The organism is Bradyrhizobium sp. ORS 111, assembly GCF_045571485.1.
Classification (GTDB): domain Bacteria; phylum Pseudomonadota; class Alphaproteobacteria; order Rhizobiales; family Xanthobacteraceae; genus Bradyrhizobium.
Genome location: NZ_CP120701.1, coordinates 7,549,204 through 7,565,216, shown reverse-complemented (window position 1 = coordinate 7,565,216; position 16,013 = coordinate 7,549,204). Strand labels below are relative to the sequence as shown.

The following is a 16,013-nucleotide window of genomic DNA, read 5'->3' as shown; positions in this document are numbered from 1 at the left end:
GCAAGCAGGCAGACGAAAGAAGCGGAGCGCCTTGATCAGTTCATTCTAATTTCATCCAGCTCTGTCCGACGCATCTTCCGCGGCCGAGCGACGCGGCTCGCTTCGGTCGGCGTTCAGCGCTCGCTGCATCAATCCATTGCCTGGGAGGCCGAGGGTCAGGAAGGTGCCTGCTGCCGCGATGGCGCGCTGTTCGGCGGCCTGTTCCTGGTGCGGGCAGTCGCGCCGCAGCGCTCTCAAGCCGGCGCCAAAGCGTGATTAGGTCGAGTTGGAGCGGCGGCGGTGCTTCACCTCCCCTTTGGGAGAGGCATAGGCCGCCTTCGGCGGCCATCCGAGAACGCCGAAGCGCTGCTTCGGCTATGGCGCAGCGCCCGGTGAGGAATTGGGATTACGGTCTCTCGTTAGCGCCGCGGCTCCTTACCGAACTGCTGCGCAAATCACCTTGCGCCATCGCGCAGAGATGAATCGAGGCCGTGATTAAACCGATTGGGTCCTGGCGCGACTTTAGTCGGTCGGGTGGCGGCCGGTGCGCGCGTTCAATGGCGCGGCGGGCTTCCGCCGCAGTGCCTCGGGGAGGAACGCCTCGCTGCGCTTGGGCGATGCGTCGGCACGGACGTCGGCCGCCCATTGCTCACGCTCGTGCGAGGTCTGGTTGTCGTCGAATGTCCGCTTCACGTCGGTCCCATCGACCGGATCATTGACGCCGTGCTGGCTCACCGAGGCGCCGGCGTGGGCGGGGCTGTGGATATCGCTGCGATCGTCCATGGCGGGCTCCGCTTGCGGTTTTTGATCTAGGAGAACGTGGCCCGTTCGCGTGCCGTTCCAAAAATGTGAAGGGCTGGAGGCGCGATCCGTGGCCCGGAATCCTTGGCTCATGCAGGGCCAGTCGGTAGTATGCAACCCGTTTGGGGCCCAACGCCAAGAAAGACCAGGGAAAGACGGGGAATGAAGCATATCGACGTCGCAGTGATTGCTGCCACCTTGTGGCTGCTGGCGTCGATGGTGCTGGACATCCTGACGCCGAAGTCGATCACCGCGCTCATGCTTGCGGGCGCGCTCGCCCCGCCGTTTCTAATCGGCATCGGCATCCATTTTGCGCGCGAATATTTCAAGGCGAAGCGGCGCAGCTATAGGCCGCCGCCCCGGTGGGACGAACGCTTCAGGAACTAGGGCATTTTTGAGCGACGTGGATCGCGCAAGGAAAACGCATCAAGACAAGGGTCGGGAGCAGGCGTGCGATTGCTGCATTGAACTGCGGCAAGGGGGCTTGCTATAGCGTTGCCAAGCGAGGTGAAAAAACCGCTCGCACGAGGACAACGCAACGGCGAAGGGTACGCGGCATGGCCGACACACTCCCCGATACGATCAGCCGCCTCTACACCGTCGCAGGCGAATATATCGACAGCGATCATCCGGCCGTCGAGCAATTTGCCCGCGCCGCGGTCCCTGCCGGTGCAAGCGCCCGCGACAAGGCGAGCCTGCTGTACAAGGCGGTGCGCGACGGCATCCGCTACAATCCCTATGTCAGCATGCGCACGCCCGAGAGTTACCGGGCGTCCAGCGTGCTCGCCGCCGGTCACGGCTATTGCGTCGGCAAGGCGGCGCTCTACGCCGCCGCCTGCCGTGTCCACGGCATTCCGGCCCGTGTCGGGTTCGCCGATGTCTGCAACCATCTCAGCACCGAGAAGCTGCGCCAGAGCATGGGGACCGACCTCTTCACCTGGCACGGCTTCACCGAGGTGTTCGTCGACGGTGCCTGGCGCAAGGCGACGCCGACCTTCAACGACACGCTGTGCGCCAAGCTCGGCGTCAAGCCGCTCGATTTCGATGGCCACTCCGACGCGCTGCTGCATCCGTTCGACGGTGCCGGGCGCGCCTACATGCAGTATGTCAGCGACCACGGCACCTATCACGACGTTCCGGCGAAATTCCTGATGCGCGAGATGGCGCGCGAATACGCCAACATGCATGGCGAGGACCTCTCCGGCCGCGACATGGAGCGCGAGGCGGCGGAGCAGTAGCGGCGGACGGTGACGGCGAGCGCCTGCGCTGGGGCAAACCGGCTTCATCGATGGCGCGCCGGCTGAGGGAGCGATGTCATGGATGCGGAGGTGCCGAAGGCAGCTGTGAGCCGTCCGGCTACGGGCTGGCAGGACGCGGTCGCGCTGACCGGCTTCATCCTGGTCGCGGTCGGGCAGGCCTCCAACCAGGTTCTGGCGCGGGGCCTTGCCGGCTCGGTGCCGCCGTTTTCGCTGGCCTTCTTCCGCTGGGGCATCATCGCCATCGGACTGGCGCCCTTTGCGATCGCGGCTATCCGGGACGGAAACATCGCGCCGAAGCAGACTTTCTGGCCGATTCTCGCCGCTGGCTTCCTCGGCATGTTCCTGTGCGGCGGCCCGGTCTACATCGCGGGCATCACGACGACCGCGATCCATATCGCGCTGATCTTCGCGCTGTCGCCGATCATGGTGCTGCTGATCTCGGCAGCGCTCGGCATCGAGCATATCGGCCCGCTGCAGTGGCTCGGGACGGCGCTCGCGTTCGCGGGCGCGCTTCTGATTGTCTCGGGCGGCCATCTGGCAACGCTGACGCAATCCAGCGCAGCATGGGGTGATCTGCTGGTGGTGTTCGCAATGCTTGGCTGGTCGGGCTACACGCTGGTGCAATCGCGCGTCGCGCCGCAGGCCTCGCTGCTGGCGCGGGTCAGCCTGTTCGCCGCGGCCGGCGCCCTGTTCTCCTTGCCGCCCGCGCTCCGCGAGATCTGGATGGACCCGGCAGAGGTCTTCAATGCCAGGGCAGCCGAGGCCTATGTCTTCGCCGGCCTCGTGCCCGGCCTGCTTGCCTATGCGGGGTTCGCTTGGCTCGGCGGCAAGTTCGGCTCGGTACGGACGTCACTGGTGCTCTACGTCGCGCCGTTCGCAAGCGCGATCCTGTCATGGATCATCCTCGGCGAGCCTCCGACCATGCTTCACGTGGTCGGAGGCGTGCTGATCCTCGGCGGCGTCTGGGCGAGCTTGCGAAAGTAGCCACGGCGCGCACAGCGGCCGGCCTCAACGGTTCAGCGCCGTGCAGACAAAAGCAGGGCGCGACCGGCATCACCACGATCGCGCCCTACGTCGCCGGTCAATGGGGCAGGGGGAATAACCGGCTGCCGTAACGACTCGGAAACCCCCAGAGTCGTTCCTCGCGAGTCAAAAAATTTTTGTACACGGTTAAGTGATTGCGGAGGGCCAGAACTCCACAGCTTTTGTTCGCGTTGTGTCCGGGATCGCCAAGGGAATTTTAAAGGCAATTTTTCACGGGGCGAAGGACATCACCATGTCACAGATTCAAAAGGGAATTTTCGGCGCGCTCGCTGTCGGCCTGACGCTCGGAGCCGTTCAGCTCGCGTCCGGCCATGATTTGATCGGCGGTCAACAGGTCACCACGACCCCGGCGCCCGAGAGCGCCGTCAATCGCGCCGTCAAAACCGACCGTGTCGCGGCGCCGGTGGTCGGCGCGAAAACCAAGACCGTCGCGTTGAAGTTCGACGGGCTTCCAGCCACCTCCGTCCTGGTCCTCGTCCCCGTGATCAAGGAAGAGGCGCGCAACCGCCCGGCGGGGCCTGGCCTGGCTCGTCCAGGTGAAGCCCGCAAGATCGCCTGCGAGCCTGTCGTCAGCGTGTTGACCGACGTGGCTAAGCTGCTGCAACCCGGCCGCTGCGTGACCTGAGCCCGGTTGCGCCGATCCGTGACGGGTCGGCACGGCGAGTGACCCCGATCCATGTCTGTGCCAGCCCGGGCTTGCGCCAGATGGCGCGCCGCCCCTTGGCACTGAGTTGCCCGACGGCGCAAGACCTTCATGCAAAACTATTTCTGTTTTCATGAAATGCAACTCAGTGTATGAATAACCCGTCTCACCCGCTTGAGGGGCGCTTCGCGATCGTCACGAGTGCTGGGTGAGATGCGGTGGACGCCGCTTGCGCAACTGACGAGGGCGCACCAGGCGGACGGTGAAGTCGTGCAGGCCTGACGCCCTAGTGGCAGGTGTCCTGTTGCAAGACGTAATTGCGTCTTGCAACGGCGGTGACAACCAAGCCCAGTCTCGCCGGGGCGAGCACGTATGAGCCGTAACCCATCGCGCAGGGAAAGCCGGGCTTGCTCCGGTTACACCTGTGGTCCTACCTCCGGTGCTATTTTATTGCACCGGGCCCATGGGTGCGATCGGCACCCGGCTTTCCCTGCGCCCTCTGCTCGAAGAGGGCGAAACGAGATGCAAAGCTCGGACAATTCATGTCGCGAGAACGCAATGCCATATCTCAATGACTGTCATCGCCCGCGAAGGTGGGCGATCCAGTATTCCAGAGGCAGCAGAGATTGATCCGAGAGGCCGCAGCGTACCGGATCCCCCGCATGCGGGGGACGACGGCGGAGAGACGGATTGCGTCGCGGAGCCTGTCATCGGGCGCGCATCCGCGCGACCCGTTGGCTCGCAATGACGGGAGTGCGACGTTGCGGTCGCGCCACAAACTCACTGTCGTCATGCCCGCGCAGGCGGACATCCCGTGCGCCGCGGCCTCTCAAATTGAACGAAGGCCTCTGGAATACTGGGTCACCCGCCTTCGCGGGTGACGACAGCGCGGCAAGGCGGCAAGGCTGTTTGACATTTTGAAACGGCGGCGTGGGCCGCTACTCCTCCGCTTGCTTGCGGTTACCCTCCGCGCGGCTGACCATCAGGCCGAGCGCGAGGCCGGCGACCGCCAGGATCGGGATCAGTCGTTTGGCGCCGATGGCGCGGACGATCTGCAAGCCGGTGGCGATCACCACCGGATCGGTGAATGCGTTGGCCGCCGCTGCCTTGGCCATCTTTTCGGCGTGCCGCTTCATCTCGCGCTTGCGCATCGTGTAGGCGACGGCGGCGATCAGCGTGATCACGAAGAACAGCGCGGCAGCCGCAAGGCACGCCTCCACCGGGCCGTAGTGCTGCAGCACGAACACGAAGGCGGCTGCGCACAGGAAGACGATGGTGATGAACAGCGCGACGGCGATGGCGCCGGCGAGCGAGGTCAACCGCAGGGCATTCCCGGCGGATTGCTTGGCGTCATCGATCAGCCGTTGAAGCATTGCGATGCCTCGCCCTGTAAAATGCTTCGACAAACGAGGTGGCGACGCGCCAGCGCCGCCACCTCGCCAAGGGACGTGATTTGCGCATGACGGCCATCGCTCGCCTCACTCGCGGAAAGCCATTGGCCGCCTACCGGCGCCAGGTGACGCCGATCAGAAAGCCGAGGCCGAGCGCGAGCCCGACGGTCGCCAGCGGACGCTGCGTGATCACCTCCTCCAGCGTATCCTCGATCGAGGAGGCCGCATCCTGGGCCGCGCCCATCATCGCGCTGCCGCGCTCCGACATGTCGTCGAGTGCCGATTCCGCGTTGGCACGCGCCTCGGTGTAGCGGCGACGGGCCTGCTTGCCGGCATTGCCGGCAAAGGAATTGAGCGCGTCGGTGATCTGTTGGGTGAGGGCGGCAATATCGTTCTTCACGGCGATGACATCTTGTTCGAGACGTTCATAGGTCGCTTTGTCCGTCATGTTCTTGATCCCAAATGCGCTGGACGTGCCCGATATCGAAAGCACTGCCGGAAAGCCTGGCGTGGAAAAAACGCTACTTGGTTGGCAAAGTTCCAGCGATGAAACCGCCCATTCGCGTCTGACGCGTTCTCTTCGCGCGAACCGGTGCCCAGTTCGCCTGGAAACGCATCTAGCCTTCAGGTAGCTGCGACGAATTGACCGGCATCAAATGCTCTTTCACGATCAGCCCGACGATCAAAAGCGGCGACGACAGGAAGGCGCCCATCGGACCCCACAGCCAGGTCCAGAACGCCAGCGAGAGGAAGACCGCGAGCGCGTTCAACGACAGCCGGCGGCCGACGATCGTCGGGGTGATGAAATGTCCTTCCAGGAAGGTCACGACGGTGAAGCAGGCCGGCGCGATCAGTCCGGCACCGATGCTCGGCAAAGCGATGATACCGACGGTGACCAGCACCACGAACGTCGCGACCGGTCCGATGATCGGGATGAAGTTCAGCGTCGCGGCGAGCGCGCCGAGACCTGCCGGGCGGGGCATACCCGTCATTGCGCAGATCGCCCCGGTGACGATGCCGACCCCGGTATTGATCATGGTCACGGTCAGCAGGTAGTTGCCGAGATGCGTCTCGACCTCGTTCAGGATCCGCAGCGCACGCAGCCGCGCCTGCCGCTCGCGGAACATCATGACCAGCGCCCGGCGCAGATCCTTCCAGCTCGCGATGAACAGGATCAGGGTCGCGATGAACAACAGGAATTCGGTGAAGGTCGGCGACAGGAATTCCAGCGTAGGCTGCACCCATTCGAACTTCGGTAGCTGGAGGGCAGGGAGCGTCTCGGAGCCGCCGATCATGCTTTGCAGCTCCTGCCACAGCGCAAGCGGGCGGTCGAATACGTGCAGCTTCTGCTTCAGGATGGCACCGAGCTCGGGCAGGCGCGAACTCCACTCCACGATCGGCGAGGAGATCAACCCGACCAGGACGGCGACCGCCGCCGCGCAGGCGATCACGATCAGCACCGCACCCAGCGGACGCGGGATCCGATAGCGTTCGAGGAAGCTCGCCGCCGGCGACAACATGGTGCCGATGACGAAGGCCATGGTGATCGGCAGGAAGAATGCGCGTGCCAGGTCGAGCACTGTGACGACGGCGATCACGAGAAGCGCGACCAGCGTGAAGGCCACGACCTCAGCGCGGCGGATCAGCGGCGGCCGTTCGGCCTTGCTGTCGGGGACCGGCGTCCCCTCCGGCGTGTCGGTGAGGAAACGTTCGCTAGGAAGAACGCGCACCAGACCTCTCCCGCGCGGGCACGACTACATCCGCGCCGCGAAGTCATCCCGCGCGTCGAAATTGTTCGAACGACAACCGCGCGCTTCGATAAAGGTTCCATCGCGGAATCGTGAGGCTGCGTGGGTTGACAGTCGCGGCCTTGAGATGATTCGCGGCGGAACCGCCAGACGGCCGCGTGCGTTTGTCCCGCATCGCATCACCACGATGCGCATCCCTTCAGGGGCAGCACATGACACAGCAGTCTCTCGTCAGCCGCCGGCTTTCGTCGCGCGCCACGCGCACCTTTGCCCTCGTCAGCGTCCTGTTCGTGACGCCATTCATCGCCACCAGCTCGGCCAACGCGCAGGTCTACACCCGGGCGTTTGGCTATGCGTCGACCGAGCCCGGCGCGTTTCCGACCGACGGGGTGTTGAACGATCCCGCGACCGAGGACGGTGCTCTGCCGGCGCGCCTGCGCCGCACCACCGTCGCGCTCACCACGACTGAAGCGCCGGGCACCATCATCATCGATACCGGCAACACCGCGCTCTATTACGTGCTCGGCGGCGGCCGCGCGATCCGCTACGGTGTCGGCGTCGGCCGCGAGGGCTTCACCTGGTCCGGCGTGCAGACCATCAGCCACAAGGCGGAGTGGCCGGACTGGCATCCCCCGGCCCAGATGATCAAGCGCCAGCCCTACCTGCCGCGCTTCATGGCGGGCGGCCCGGGCAACCCGCTCGGCGCGCGGGCGATGTATCTCGGCGCGAGCGAATACCGCATCCACGGCACCAACGATCCGTCGACAATCGGCAAGTTCGTGTCGTCGGGCTGCATCCGCCTGACCAATGAGGACGTCACCGACCTGTTCAACCGCGTCAATGTCGGGACCAAGGTCGTGGTGCTGCCGAAGAACGGGCCGCATATCGCCGCTCGTGAACTCGGCCCGGCGGCGGCCGAGATTTCGGTCCGTCCGGGCCTGACGCCGGCGCGCCCCGCAGTGGTGACGCAGCGCGCGGGCCGTCAGGCGATGAACATCCCGGTCTCCTCGGCGCAGTATTGAGGACGGCATGGCGAAATGGAATGCGAGGCGGCGGGTGCTCGGGACGGCCGTGTTGTTCGGCCTCGCGCTTGCTCCCGCCGCGCAGGCCCAGGATTTCTTCTCGGCGCTGTTCGGTAGCCTGATGCGGGGACATCAGCCGGTTATTCAGATGCCGTTCGACGACGGATTCGCGCCTGTCGTGCCGCGGGTGGAGCGCCCCCACTATGGCGGCGGCCAGGCCTATTGCGTGCGGACCTGCGACGGCCGCTACTTCCCGATCTCGGCCTCGGGCAGGGAGAGCAAGGCGGAGATCTGCAGCAGCTTCTGTCCGGCGAGCGAGACCAAAGTCGTCTATGGCAGCGGCATCGACAGTGCCGCCACCGAAAGCGGACAGCCGTATTCCGAGCTGCCGAACGCATTCCGCTATCGCGACGAAATCGTCGCGGGGTGCACCTGCAACGGCAAGGATTCCGTCGGCCTGGCCGCGATCAAGGTCGAGGACGATCCGACTCTGCGCAAGGGCGACATCGTCGCCGGCAAGGATGGGCTGATGTCGGTTGCCCGCGGCGCGGACCGGCGCGGCGCGCAGCTCAGCTTCACGCCGGTGCCCGAACGCATCCGCGCCAAATATGGGCATCCGCCTGTGATGGCGCGGCAGTAGTCCGCGGTCCGTTGTCCGGATGATGTCAGGGCCGGAACTGGCCCCAAATGTCGGACGTTGGGGAAGGCTGTCTTTCACCGATGTCTTGAGGAGCCCGCATGCTGGTCGGCGTACTCGTCACATTCCTTGTCGTTATTCTCGTTCTTTATCTCATCAACATGCTGCCACTCGACGGCCGCGCCAGGCAGATCGCGCGCGTCGTCGTCATCATCATCGGCATCGTTTCGCTGCTGAAATATCTCGCGGTGTTCTAGCGCCGTGCATCGCCAACAAAAAAGCCCCGGCTCCACGCCGGGGCTTGTGCTGGCTACCGAGGTCGCTCGGATCAGCCCGCGGCCTTGGCCTCGCGGCGGCGCGCGGTGAGGATGTATTCGGTGTAGCCGTTCGGCTGCTCGCGGCCCTTGAACACGAGGTCGCAGGCGGCCTTGAAAGCAACGCCGTCGAACGCCGGCGCCATCGGCCGGTAGAGCGGATCGCCGGCGTTCTGCTTGTCGACCACGACGGCCATGCGCTTCAAGGACTCCATCACCTGATCCTTCGTGACGACGCCCTGATGCAGCCAGTTAGCCAGATGCTGGCTCGAGATGCGCAGCGTGGCGCGGTCTTCCATCAGGCCGACATCGTGGATGTCCGGCACCTTGGAGCAGCCGACGCCCTGATCGATCCAGCGCACGACGTAGCCGAGGATGCCCTGGCAGTTGTTGTCGATCTCCTGCTTCACGTCGTCGGGCGCCCAGTTCGATTGCGACACCGGGATGGTGAGGATGTCGGAAAGCTTGGCGCGCTGGCCGCCCTTGGCGAGCTCCTGCTGGCGGGCGAGCACGTTGACCTGGTGGTAGTGCAGCGCATGCAGTGTCGCTGCGGTCGGCGACGGCACCCAGGCGGTGGTGGCGCCGGCCTGCGGATGGCCGAGCTTCTGTGCCAGCATGTCTGCCATCTTGTCGGGCGCGGCCCACATGCCCTTGCCGATCTGGGCGTGGCCGGGCAGGCCGTCGATCAGGCCGATGTCGACGTTCCAGTCCTCATAGGCCTTGATCCAGGGCTGCGCCTTCATGTCGTTCTTGCGGATCATCGGCCCCGCTTCCATCGAGGTGTGGATCTCGTCGCCGGTGCGGTCGAGGAAGCCGGTGTTGATGAACATGATGCGCTTGGAGGCGCGCTGGATGCAGGCCTTGAGGTTGACCGTGGTGCGGCGCTCCTCGTCCATGATGCCGACCTTGAGCGTGTTCTCCGGCAGGGAGAGCATCTTCTCGACTTCGGCGAACAGATCGCAAGTGAGCTGCACCTCGTCGGGGCCGTGCATCTTCGGCTTGACGATATAGGCCGAGCCGGTGCGGCTGTTCTTGACCTTGGAGTTGCCCTTGAGGTCGTGGATCGCGAGCAGGCCGGCGACCGCCGCGTCCAGGATGCCTTCCGGGATCTCCTCGCCCTTGGCGTCGAGCACGGCGTCGGTGAACATGTGGTGGCCGACATTGCGCATCAGGAGCAGGCTGCGGCCGTGCAGCTTCAATTCGCCGCCCGCGGGCGTCTTGTAGATGCGGTCGGCATTGAGCGAGCGGCTCATGGTCTTGCCGCCCTTCTCGAAATCTGCCGACAACGTGCCGTTCATCAGGCCGAGCGTGTTGCGATAAACCAGCACCTTGTCCTCGGCATCGACCGCGGCGACCGAGTCTTCCATGTCGAGGATGGTGGAGACCGCGGCTTCCATGATCATGTCGGCGACGCCGGCAGGATCGTCCTTGCCGATCGGATTGTTGCGGTCGATCTTGATCTCGACATGCAGGCCGTTGTTGACCAGCAGGATCGCGGACGGCTGGGCCGCATCGCCCTGGTAGCCGGCGAACTGCGCGCCGTTCTTCAATGCGCTGGCATTGCCGCTCTTCAGCTTGGCTGAGAGCTGCCCGGAAACGACGGCATAGGAGGTGACATCGGTGTGGCTGCCGCTCGCGAGCGGCGCGGCGGCATCGAGAAAGGCCTTGGCCTTGGCGATCACCTTGTCGCCGCGCGCCTTGTTGTAGCCCTTGCCAGTCTCGCTCGGATCATGCGGGACCGCATCGGTGCCGTAGAATGCGTCGTAGAGCGAGCCCCAGCGCGCGTTCGCGGCGTTCAGCGCATAGCGGGCGTTGGTCAGCGGCACCACGAGCTGCGGGCCGCAGATCTTGCTGATCTCTTCGTCGACATTGGCGGTCTCGACCTTGTGGGTCGCGGGCTCGGGCAGCAGATAGCCGATCTCCCTGAGGAAGGCGGTGTAAGCGTTGGTGTCGAAGGCCTTGCCCTTGTGGGCGCGGTGCCAGTCGTCGATCTTGGCTTGGAGCGTGTCGCGGACGGCGAGCAGTTCGCGGTTCCGCGGGGCGAGCTTCTGGATGATGGCGGCAAGTCCGGCCCAGAACGCATCGGGCGCAATCCCGGTCTTGGGTGTCGCCTCCTTGGCGATGAAATCGAACAGGACAGGGGCGATCTTCAGTCCGTGGGCGTCGACACGAGTCATGATGGGCTTTCTCAAAAGAACCGGGCGTTTCGAGGCCGTTTTCACGCGAAAACAGCAAAAAACGCGCCAAAGGGCCGCGTTCACGGCCCTTTTAGCCCTAAAAACCCGGCTCTGAGAAGGCCCCTGTCGCCCCACTCAGGTGTCATGCCCCGCGCATGCGGGGCATCCAGTACGCCGCGGCGTCTCGGCTCGGGCGTTGACGTCTCTGGAATACTGGGTCGCCCGGTCAAGCCGGGCGATGACAGGCGAGCAAGATCAGATGTTAGCCGCGAGATCGGTAAGCTCATCGAACACGATGCCGGTCCTCGTCAGCATCCGCTCGATCTCGTCGGTGGCATCAGCGACCGAGCGGTTCGAAGTGTCGATGGTCAGTTCGTTGCCAGTCGGCGGCTGATAGTCGTTGCCGATGCCGGTGAAGCCCTGCAACGCGCCCGAGCGGGCCTTGGCGTAATGACCCTTGGGGTCGCGTGTCTCGCAGACTTCGGCCGGCGTCGCGACGTAGATCTCGCGGAACGCGCTGTCGGCGATGCGACGCGCGGCCGCACGATCGGCCGCCGACGGCGACACCGCGGCGACGATCGCGATGTGGCCGTTGCGCGCAAGATGGGTCGCAACCTCGGCGAGGCGGCGGATGTTCTCAGCGCGGTCCTGCGGCGAGAAGCCGAGATCGCCGTTCAGGCCGGCGCGCAGCGTATCGCCGTCGAGCAGGATCGGCGACCCGCCATTGCCGAACAACCGACGTTCCAGCGCACGTGCCAGCGTCGACTTGCCGGAGCCGGGCAGGCCGGTCAGCCAGATCACCGCGCCGTGGTGGCGGTAACGCGCCGAGCGCTCGTCGGGACGCAGCGCGGATTCGACCGGCACAATGTCGACAGGCACGGCAGGACGGCCCGCGTCGACCGACAGCACGAGACCGCCGCCGGCGATGCGGCCGTTGACCTCGATCACCAGGCGGCCGGTGCGCGGATTCTCGGTGTAGGGATCGGTGGCGACCGGCTGTGCCAGCGAGATGTCGATCTCGCCGACATGGTTGCGCGCGATCGCCGCGTTCTCCTCATTCGACAGCGCGCCGGGATCAATCGCCTTCTCGATCGCGACAACGGTGGCGCGGCTCTCTCGGGTGCCGAGCCGGATCAGGATCTGCTCGCCCTTGGCGAGCGGCTTGTCGTGCAGCCAGAAGATCCGCGCGCGGATGCGGCGGGTGTCGCGCGGGCTCTGCCCGGGATGGCCGATGATATCGCCGCGTTCGAGGAACAGCTCGCGGTCGAGCGTGATGCCGACCGAGCGCCCCGCGCTTTGCGGACCGTCGCCCGGCGTCACCGGCCAACTCTCGACCGTCTTGATCCTGGCGACCTTGCCGGCCGGCATGATCACGATCTCGTCGCCCGCCTTGAGACTGCCGGACTCGATGCGGCCCGCCACGATGCGGCGGTCGTCGAACTTGTAGATCGCCTGCACCGGCAGCCGCAACGGAAGCTGCGCCAGCGGTCGCGCCGGCTCCAGCGCATCGAGCGCCTCCACGACGCTCGGTCCAGCGTACCAGCCGATCCGCGGCGTATGCGCGGCGACGCCGTCGCCGTCGCGTGCGGAGATCGGGATCACCGCCGACGGCGTCACGCCGAGGCCGATCAGGTGCGCCGAAATCTCGTCGCTGATTTCCTTGAATCTGCTAGCGCTGAAATCGACCCGGTCCATCTTGTTGACGACGACTGCGACCTGCTTCACGCCGAGCAGATGCAGCAGATAGCCATGCCGCCGCGTCTGGTCGCGCACGCCTTCGAGGGCATCGATGATCAGCACCGCGCCGTCGGCCTGCGAGGCGCCGGTGATCATGTTGCGCAGGAACTCGGCGTGGCCGGGCGCGTCGATCAGCACGACGTCGCGCGAACGGGTGCGGAAGCGGATCTGCGTTGTGTCGATGGTGATGCCCTGGTCGCGCTCGGTCTGCAGCGCGTCGAGCAGGAATGACCACTCGAACGGCATGCCGCGCCGCGCGCTGACCGCCTTCAGCATTTCCAGCTTGCCGTCGGGCAGGCTGCCGGTCTCGTGCAGCAGGCGGCCGACCAGAGTGGATTTGCCGTGATCGACATGGCCGACGATGACGATGCGGACCTGCGGCCGCGTGGTGCCGTTGGGCGTTGCCGAGATCGAGGCGGTGGGGAGGATCATGTTCATCGAAACGCTCGCGCCAATATGAGATCAGAGATAACCGGCGACACGCAGCCGCTCGAACGCATCCTCGGTCTCGTGGTCGAGCGCCCGGCCGGCGCGCTCCGGCACCTTGGTGCCGTCGAGCTCGGTCAGGATCTCGTCGATGTTCGACGCGGTCGAGGCAACCGGGAAGGTGATGTCGGCATCGCCCAGCGAGCGATAGCGCTTGCCGTCCCTGGCGAGATAGAGCGGAATGATCGGGATGTTCTCGCGCTTGGTGTAGGCCCAGATGTCGGCCTCGGTCCAATGCAGGATCGGATGGATGCGCAAGTGCGCGCCCTGCGGCGGCGAAGCATTGAAATGATCCCAGAACTCCGGCGGCTGGTCGCGCACGTCCCAATCACCCTCGACGCCGCGGGGCGAGAACACGCGCTCCTTGGCGCGCGTCGCCTCCTCGTCGCGGCGAATGCCGGCGATCAGACCGTCAAAGCCGTGCTTGACCAGAGCCAGCTTCAGGCCCTCGGTCTTGCGCGCGGCGGAGCGCGCGGCGGGCGGCAATGTCGGATCGACGCTGTCGATCGGCGGGCAGGGCTCGACGCGGAGGTCGAGCTCCCATTCCTTTCCGAACCGGTCGCGGAACGCATACATCTCCGGAAACTTCTTGCCCGTGTCGACATGCAAGGCCGGGAAGGGGACGCGGCCGAAGAACGCCTTCCGCGCCAGCCAGATCATCACGTTCGAATCTTTGCCGAGCGACCACAGCAGGGCGAGCTTCTTCAGCCGCGCGAACGCCTCGCGCAGAATGTAGATGCTCTGCGCCTCGAGCTCGTCGAGATGATCCATCGACGGGGCCGCCCGATCGGCCGAAATAGTCGGCACGGAAAATGCTTTCGGGAGGGCTGCGGTCCGCGATCCGGCGGCGGCGGATTCGTTGTCGAGAAGATGCATCTATTGGCCCTCGGCCGATGGAGGTGAAAATTCCAAAGTTGCGCCGCAATAGAGAAGAAATAATTTTCTATTTACCGGCCTTGATCCAGAGATAAATAGAAAATAATTTCAGTCAACCCCCAAGTTGGGGAAGCGAGTGCCTGATGCGATACCTGCCCGTCTTTTTGGATCTGCAACGCGGCAAAGTGCTGCTCGTCGGAGCTGGCGAGCTCGCGCGCGCCAAGTTGCGCCTGCTCGCGGCCGCCGGCGCCGACATTCGCTGGTATGCGACCGACGGCGATCATGATGTCGCGGGCCTTGCGGCAGACGAAGCGGCGCGCGTCGAACGCGCCGAGGGGGATCCGCTCGCGGCCGACCTCTCCGATGTCATCGCCATTCTGTGCGCCGGTGCGGGCGACGTCGGCGTCGCGATGTCTCTGCGCGCGAAGGCGGTCGGCCTGCCCGTCAACGTGATGGACGATCTCGCGCATTCCAGCTTCATCTTCCCGGCGATCGTCGATCGCGGCGATGTCGTGGTTGCGGTCGGCACCGGTGGTGCATCGCCCGTGGTGGCGCGCCGTGTCCGCGAGCGCATCGAGGCGGTGCTGCCGGCGCGCATCGGCGATCTCGCAGGCTTCATCGGACGCTTCCGCAAATCGATCCACGCTCGCCTTCCTGAGTTTTCGCTGCGCCGCCGCTTCTGGGAGCGGATTGTGGACGGTCCGATCGGCGCATTGGTGCTGGCCGGCCGCAACGACGAGGCCGAGCAGGCGCTGGGTGCCATCGCCGATCCGGTCGCCTTTGCCGGTGCAAATGCGGAAGGCAAGGCCGAAGGGCATGTGACGCTGGTCGGCGCCGGTCCGGGCGATCCCGATTTGCTCACCGTCAAGGCGCTGCGCGCGCTGCAGGACGCCGACGTCGTGTTCTACGACGAGCTGGTGTCACCAGAGATTCTGGATCGGATCAGGCGCGACGCCGCGCGAATTCCGGTCGGCCGTCGTGTCGGCAAGCCCGGCATCGGCCAGGACGCGATCAACAAGCTGATGATCGAGGCCGCGAAGTCAGGCCAGCGCGCGGTGCGGCTAAAGGGCGGCGATCCCTTCATCTTCGGCCGCGGCGGCGAGGAAATCGAGGCGCTGCGCGACGCCGGCGTCGCCTATTCGATCGTTCCCGGCATCACGGCCGGTCTCGGGGCTGCGGCGCAGTTCGAGGCGCCCTTGACTTATCGGCACGAGGCGCTGCGCATCACTTTTCTCACCGCGCACAAGGCGCACGACGCCTGTAACGTCGATTGGTCGGTGCTGACCGACAGGAAGATGACCGTCGTCGTCTACATGGGCATGACCGCGGCGCCTGCGATCAGCGCCGGTCTGCTTGCCGCAGGCCGCTCGCCGGAAACCCCGGTCGGCGTGTTCGCGCGCGTGACGCGCCCAGACGCCAAAGCCGCGGTCGGCACGCTCGCGCGGCTGCCCGAACTGGTCAAGAAAATCGATGGCGGTCCCGCCATCCTCATCATTGGCGACGTGGTCGCGCATTCCGCGCCTTGGCGTCAATCCAACCTCACCCAAGTCATCACAGAACTGCTGGAAGCTGCCCAATGACCTCTCCGCTCGAACAGAAGAAAATCCGGATCACTGGGCCGTCGGTGGTGACCGCGAACCGCACCTGGGATGGTGCTGTGGTGTACCGCACCACCCAGAAGGGCTGGTCGACCGATCTGCCTGATGCGGCGATCGTCAGCACATCCGATGATGCACGTGCGCTGCTGGCCGACGCGGTGGCCGATGACGTCGGTGCGGTCGGCGCCTATATCGCGCCGGTCGAGCTCAAGGACGGCGGCAAGGTCCGGCCCGGCAATCTCCGCGAACACATCCGCGCCAAGGGCGTCACCATCGACCTCCAAGTCCCGGCCTAAGGTCT

16 protein-coding genes are annotated in these 16,013 nt (G+C 65.5%); 9 read left to right on the top strand and 7 right to left on the bottom strand.

Annotated elements, in window-relative coordinates:
• Positions 1-501: 501 nt before the first annotated feature.
• Positions 502-762: a hypothetical protein gene (locus tag P6U30_RS34970; RefSeq protein ID WP_407167222.1), complete on the bottom strand. Its 261-nt coding sequence runs from the start codon at positions 760-762 to the stop codon at positions 502-504.
• Positions 763-942: 180 nt separating this feature from the next.
• Between P6U30_RS34970 and P6U30_RS34965 the strand changes: the two genes are divergently transcribed.
• The 4 genes from P6U30_RS34965 (at position 943) to P6U30_RS34950 (ending at position 3,708) form a co-directional block, all read left to right on the top strand.
• On the top strand, positions 943-1,167 hold the full coding sequence (locus P6U30_RS34965; protein WP_407149017.1) for a hypothetical protein: 225 nt from the start codon (positions 943-945) through the stop codon (positions 1,165-1,167).
• Between the two features lie 170 nt (positions 1,168-1,337).
• Positions 1,338-2,018 carry a transglutaminase family protein gene (locus P6U30_RS34960; protein WP_407167221.1) on the top strand — a complete coding sequence of 227 codons (681 nt, stop codon included), beginning with the start codon at positions 1,338-1,340 and terminating at the stop codon, positions 2,016-2,018.
• Between the two features lie 78 nt (positions 2,019-2,096).
• Positions 2,097-3,023, top strand: a complete 927-nt coding sequence (locus P6U30_RS34955) for a DMT family transporter (protein WP_407167220.1) — start codon at positions 2,097-2,099, stop codon at positions 3,021-3,023.
• Positions 3,024-3,213: 190 nt separating this feature from the next.
• Entirely contained in the window at positions 3,214-3,708 is a 495-nt protein-coding gene (locus P6U30_RS34950) for a hypothetical protein (protein ID WP_407167219.1), read from the top strand.
• Between the two features lie 956 nt (positions 3,709-4,664).
• Here P6U30_RS34950 and P6U30_RS34945 read toward each other — a convergent pair.
• The 3 genes from P6U30_RS34945 to P6U30_RS34935 form a co-directional block, all read right to left on the bottom strand.
• Positions 4,665-5,099 carry a hypothetical protein gene (locus P6U30_RS34945; protein ID WP_407167218.1) on the bottom strand — a complete coding sequence of 145 codons (435 nt, stop codon included), beginning with the start codon at positions 5,097-5,099 and terminating at the stop codon, positions 4,665-4,667.
• 130 nt (positions 5,100-5,229) lie between these two features.
• Positions 5,230-5,565, bottom strand: a complete 336-nt coding sequence (locus P6U30_RS34940; RefSeq protein ID WP_407167217.1) for a YqjD family protein — start codon at positions 5,563-5,565, stop codon at positions 5,230-5,232.
• A 169-nt stretch (positions 5,566-5,734) separates the two neighbouring features.
• On the bottom strand, positions 5,735-6,847 hold the full coding sequence (locus P6U30_RS34935) for an AI-2E family transporter (protein ID WP_407167216.1): 1,113 nt from the start codon (positions 6,845-6,847) through the stop codon (positions 5,735-5,737).
• Positions 6,848-7,077: 230 nt separating this feature from the next.
• Here P6U30_RS34935 and P6U30_RS34930 point away from each other — a divergent pair, with 230 nt between their 5' ends.
• From P6U30_RS34930 to P6U30_RS34920, 3 genes are all read left to right on the top strand, one after another.
• On the top strand, positions 7,078-7,887 hold the full coding sequence (locus P6U30_RS34930; protein ID WP_407167215.1) for a L,D-transpeptidase: 810 nt from the start codon (positions 7,078-7,080) through the stop codon (positions 7,885-7,887).
• Positions 7,888-7,894: 7 nt separating this feature from the next.
• Positions 7,895-8,527: a DUF2865 domain-containing protein gene (locus tag P6U30_RS34925; RefSeq protein ID WP_407167214.1), complete on the top strand. Its 633-nt coding sequence runs from the start codon at positions 7,895-7,897 to the stop codon at positions 8,525-8,527.
• A 98-nt stretch (positions 8,528-8,625) separates the two neighbouring features.
• Positions 8,626-8,781 (top strand): Thivi_2564 family membrane protein, encoded by a 156-nt coding sequence (locus P6U30_RS34920; RefSeq protein ID WP_407167213.1) that lies wholly within the window; start codon positions 8,626-8,628, stop codon positions 8,779-8,781.
• Positions 8,782-8,852: 71 nt separating this feature from the next.
• Here the strand turns inward: P6U30_RS34920 and P6U30_RS34915 are convergent, their stop codons facing one another.
• From P6U30_RS34915 to cysD, 3 genes are all read right to left on the bottom strand, one after another.
• Positions 8,853-11,015: a malate synthase G gene (locus P6U30_RS34915; protein WP_407167212.1), complete on the bottom strand. Its 2,163-nt coding sequence runs from the start codon at positions 11,013-11,015 to the stop codon at positions 8,853-8,855.
• Between the two features lie 255 nt (positions 11,016-11,270).
• Positions 11,271-13,190: an adenylyl-sulfate kinase gene (cysC, locus tag P6U30_RS34910; RefSeq protein WP_407167211.1), complete on the bottom strand. Its 1,920-nt coding sequence runs from the start codon at positions 13,188-13,190 to the stop codon at positions 11,271-11,273.
• A gap of 24 nt (positions 13,191-13,214) precedes the next feature.
• Entirely contained in the window at positions 13,215-14,009 is a 795-nt protein-coding gene (gene cysD / locus P6U30_RS34905) for a sulfate adenylyltransferase subunit CysD (RefSeq protein ID WP_407170614.1), read from the bottom strand.
• Positions 14,010-14,257: 248 nt separating this feature from the next.
• Between cysD and cysG the strand changes: the two genes are divergently transcribed.
• Positions 14,258-15,694, top strand: a complete 1,437-nt coding sequence (gene cysG / locus P6U30_RS34900) for a siroheme synthase CysG (RefSeq protein ID WP_407167210.1) — start codon at positions 14,258-14,260, stop codon at positions 15,692-15,694.
• Positions 15,691-16,008 carry a DUF2849 domain-containing protein gene (locus tag P6U30_RS34895; RefSeq protein WP_407167209.1) on the top strand — a complete coding sequence of 106 codons (318 nt, stop codon included), beginning with the start codon at positions 15,691-15,693 and terminating at the stop codon, positions 16,006-16,008. The genes cysG and P6U30_RS34895 overlap by 4 nt, the downstream gene beginning before the upstream one ends.
• Positions 16,009-16,013 lie beyond the last annotated feature (5 nt).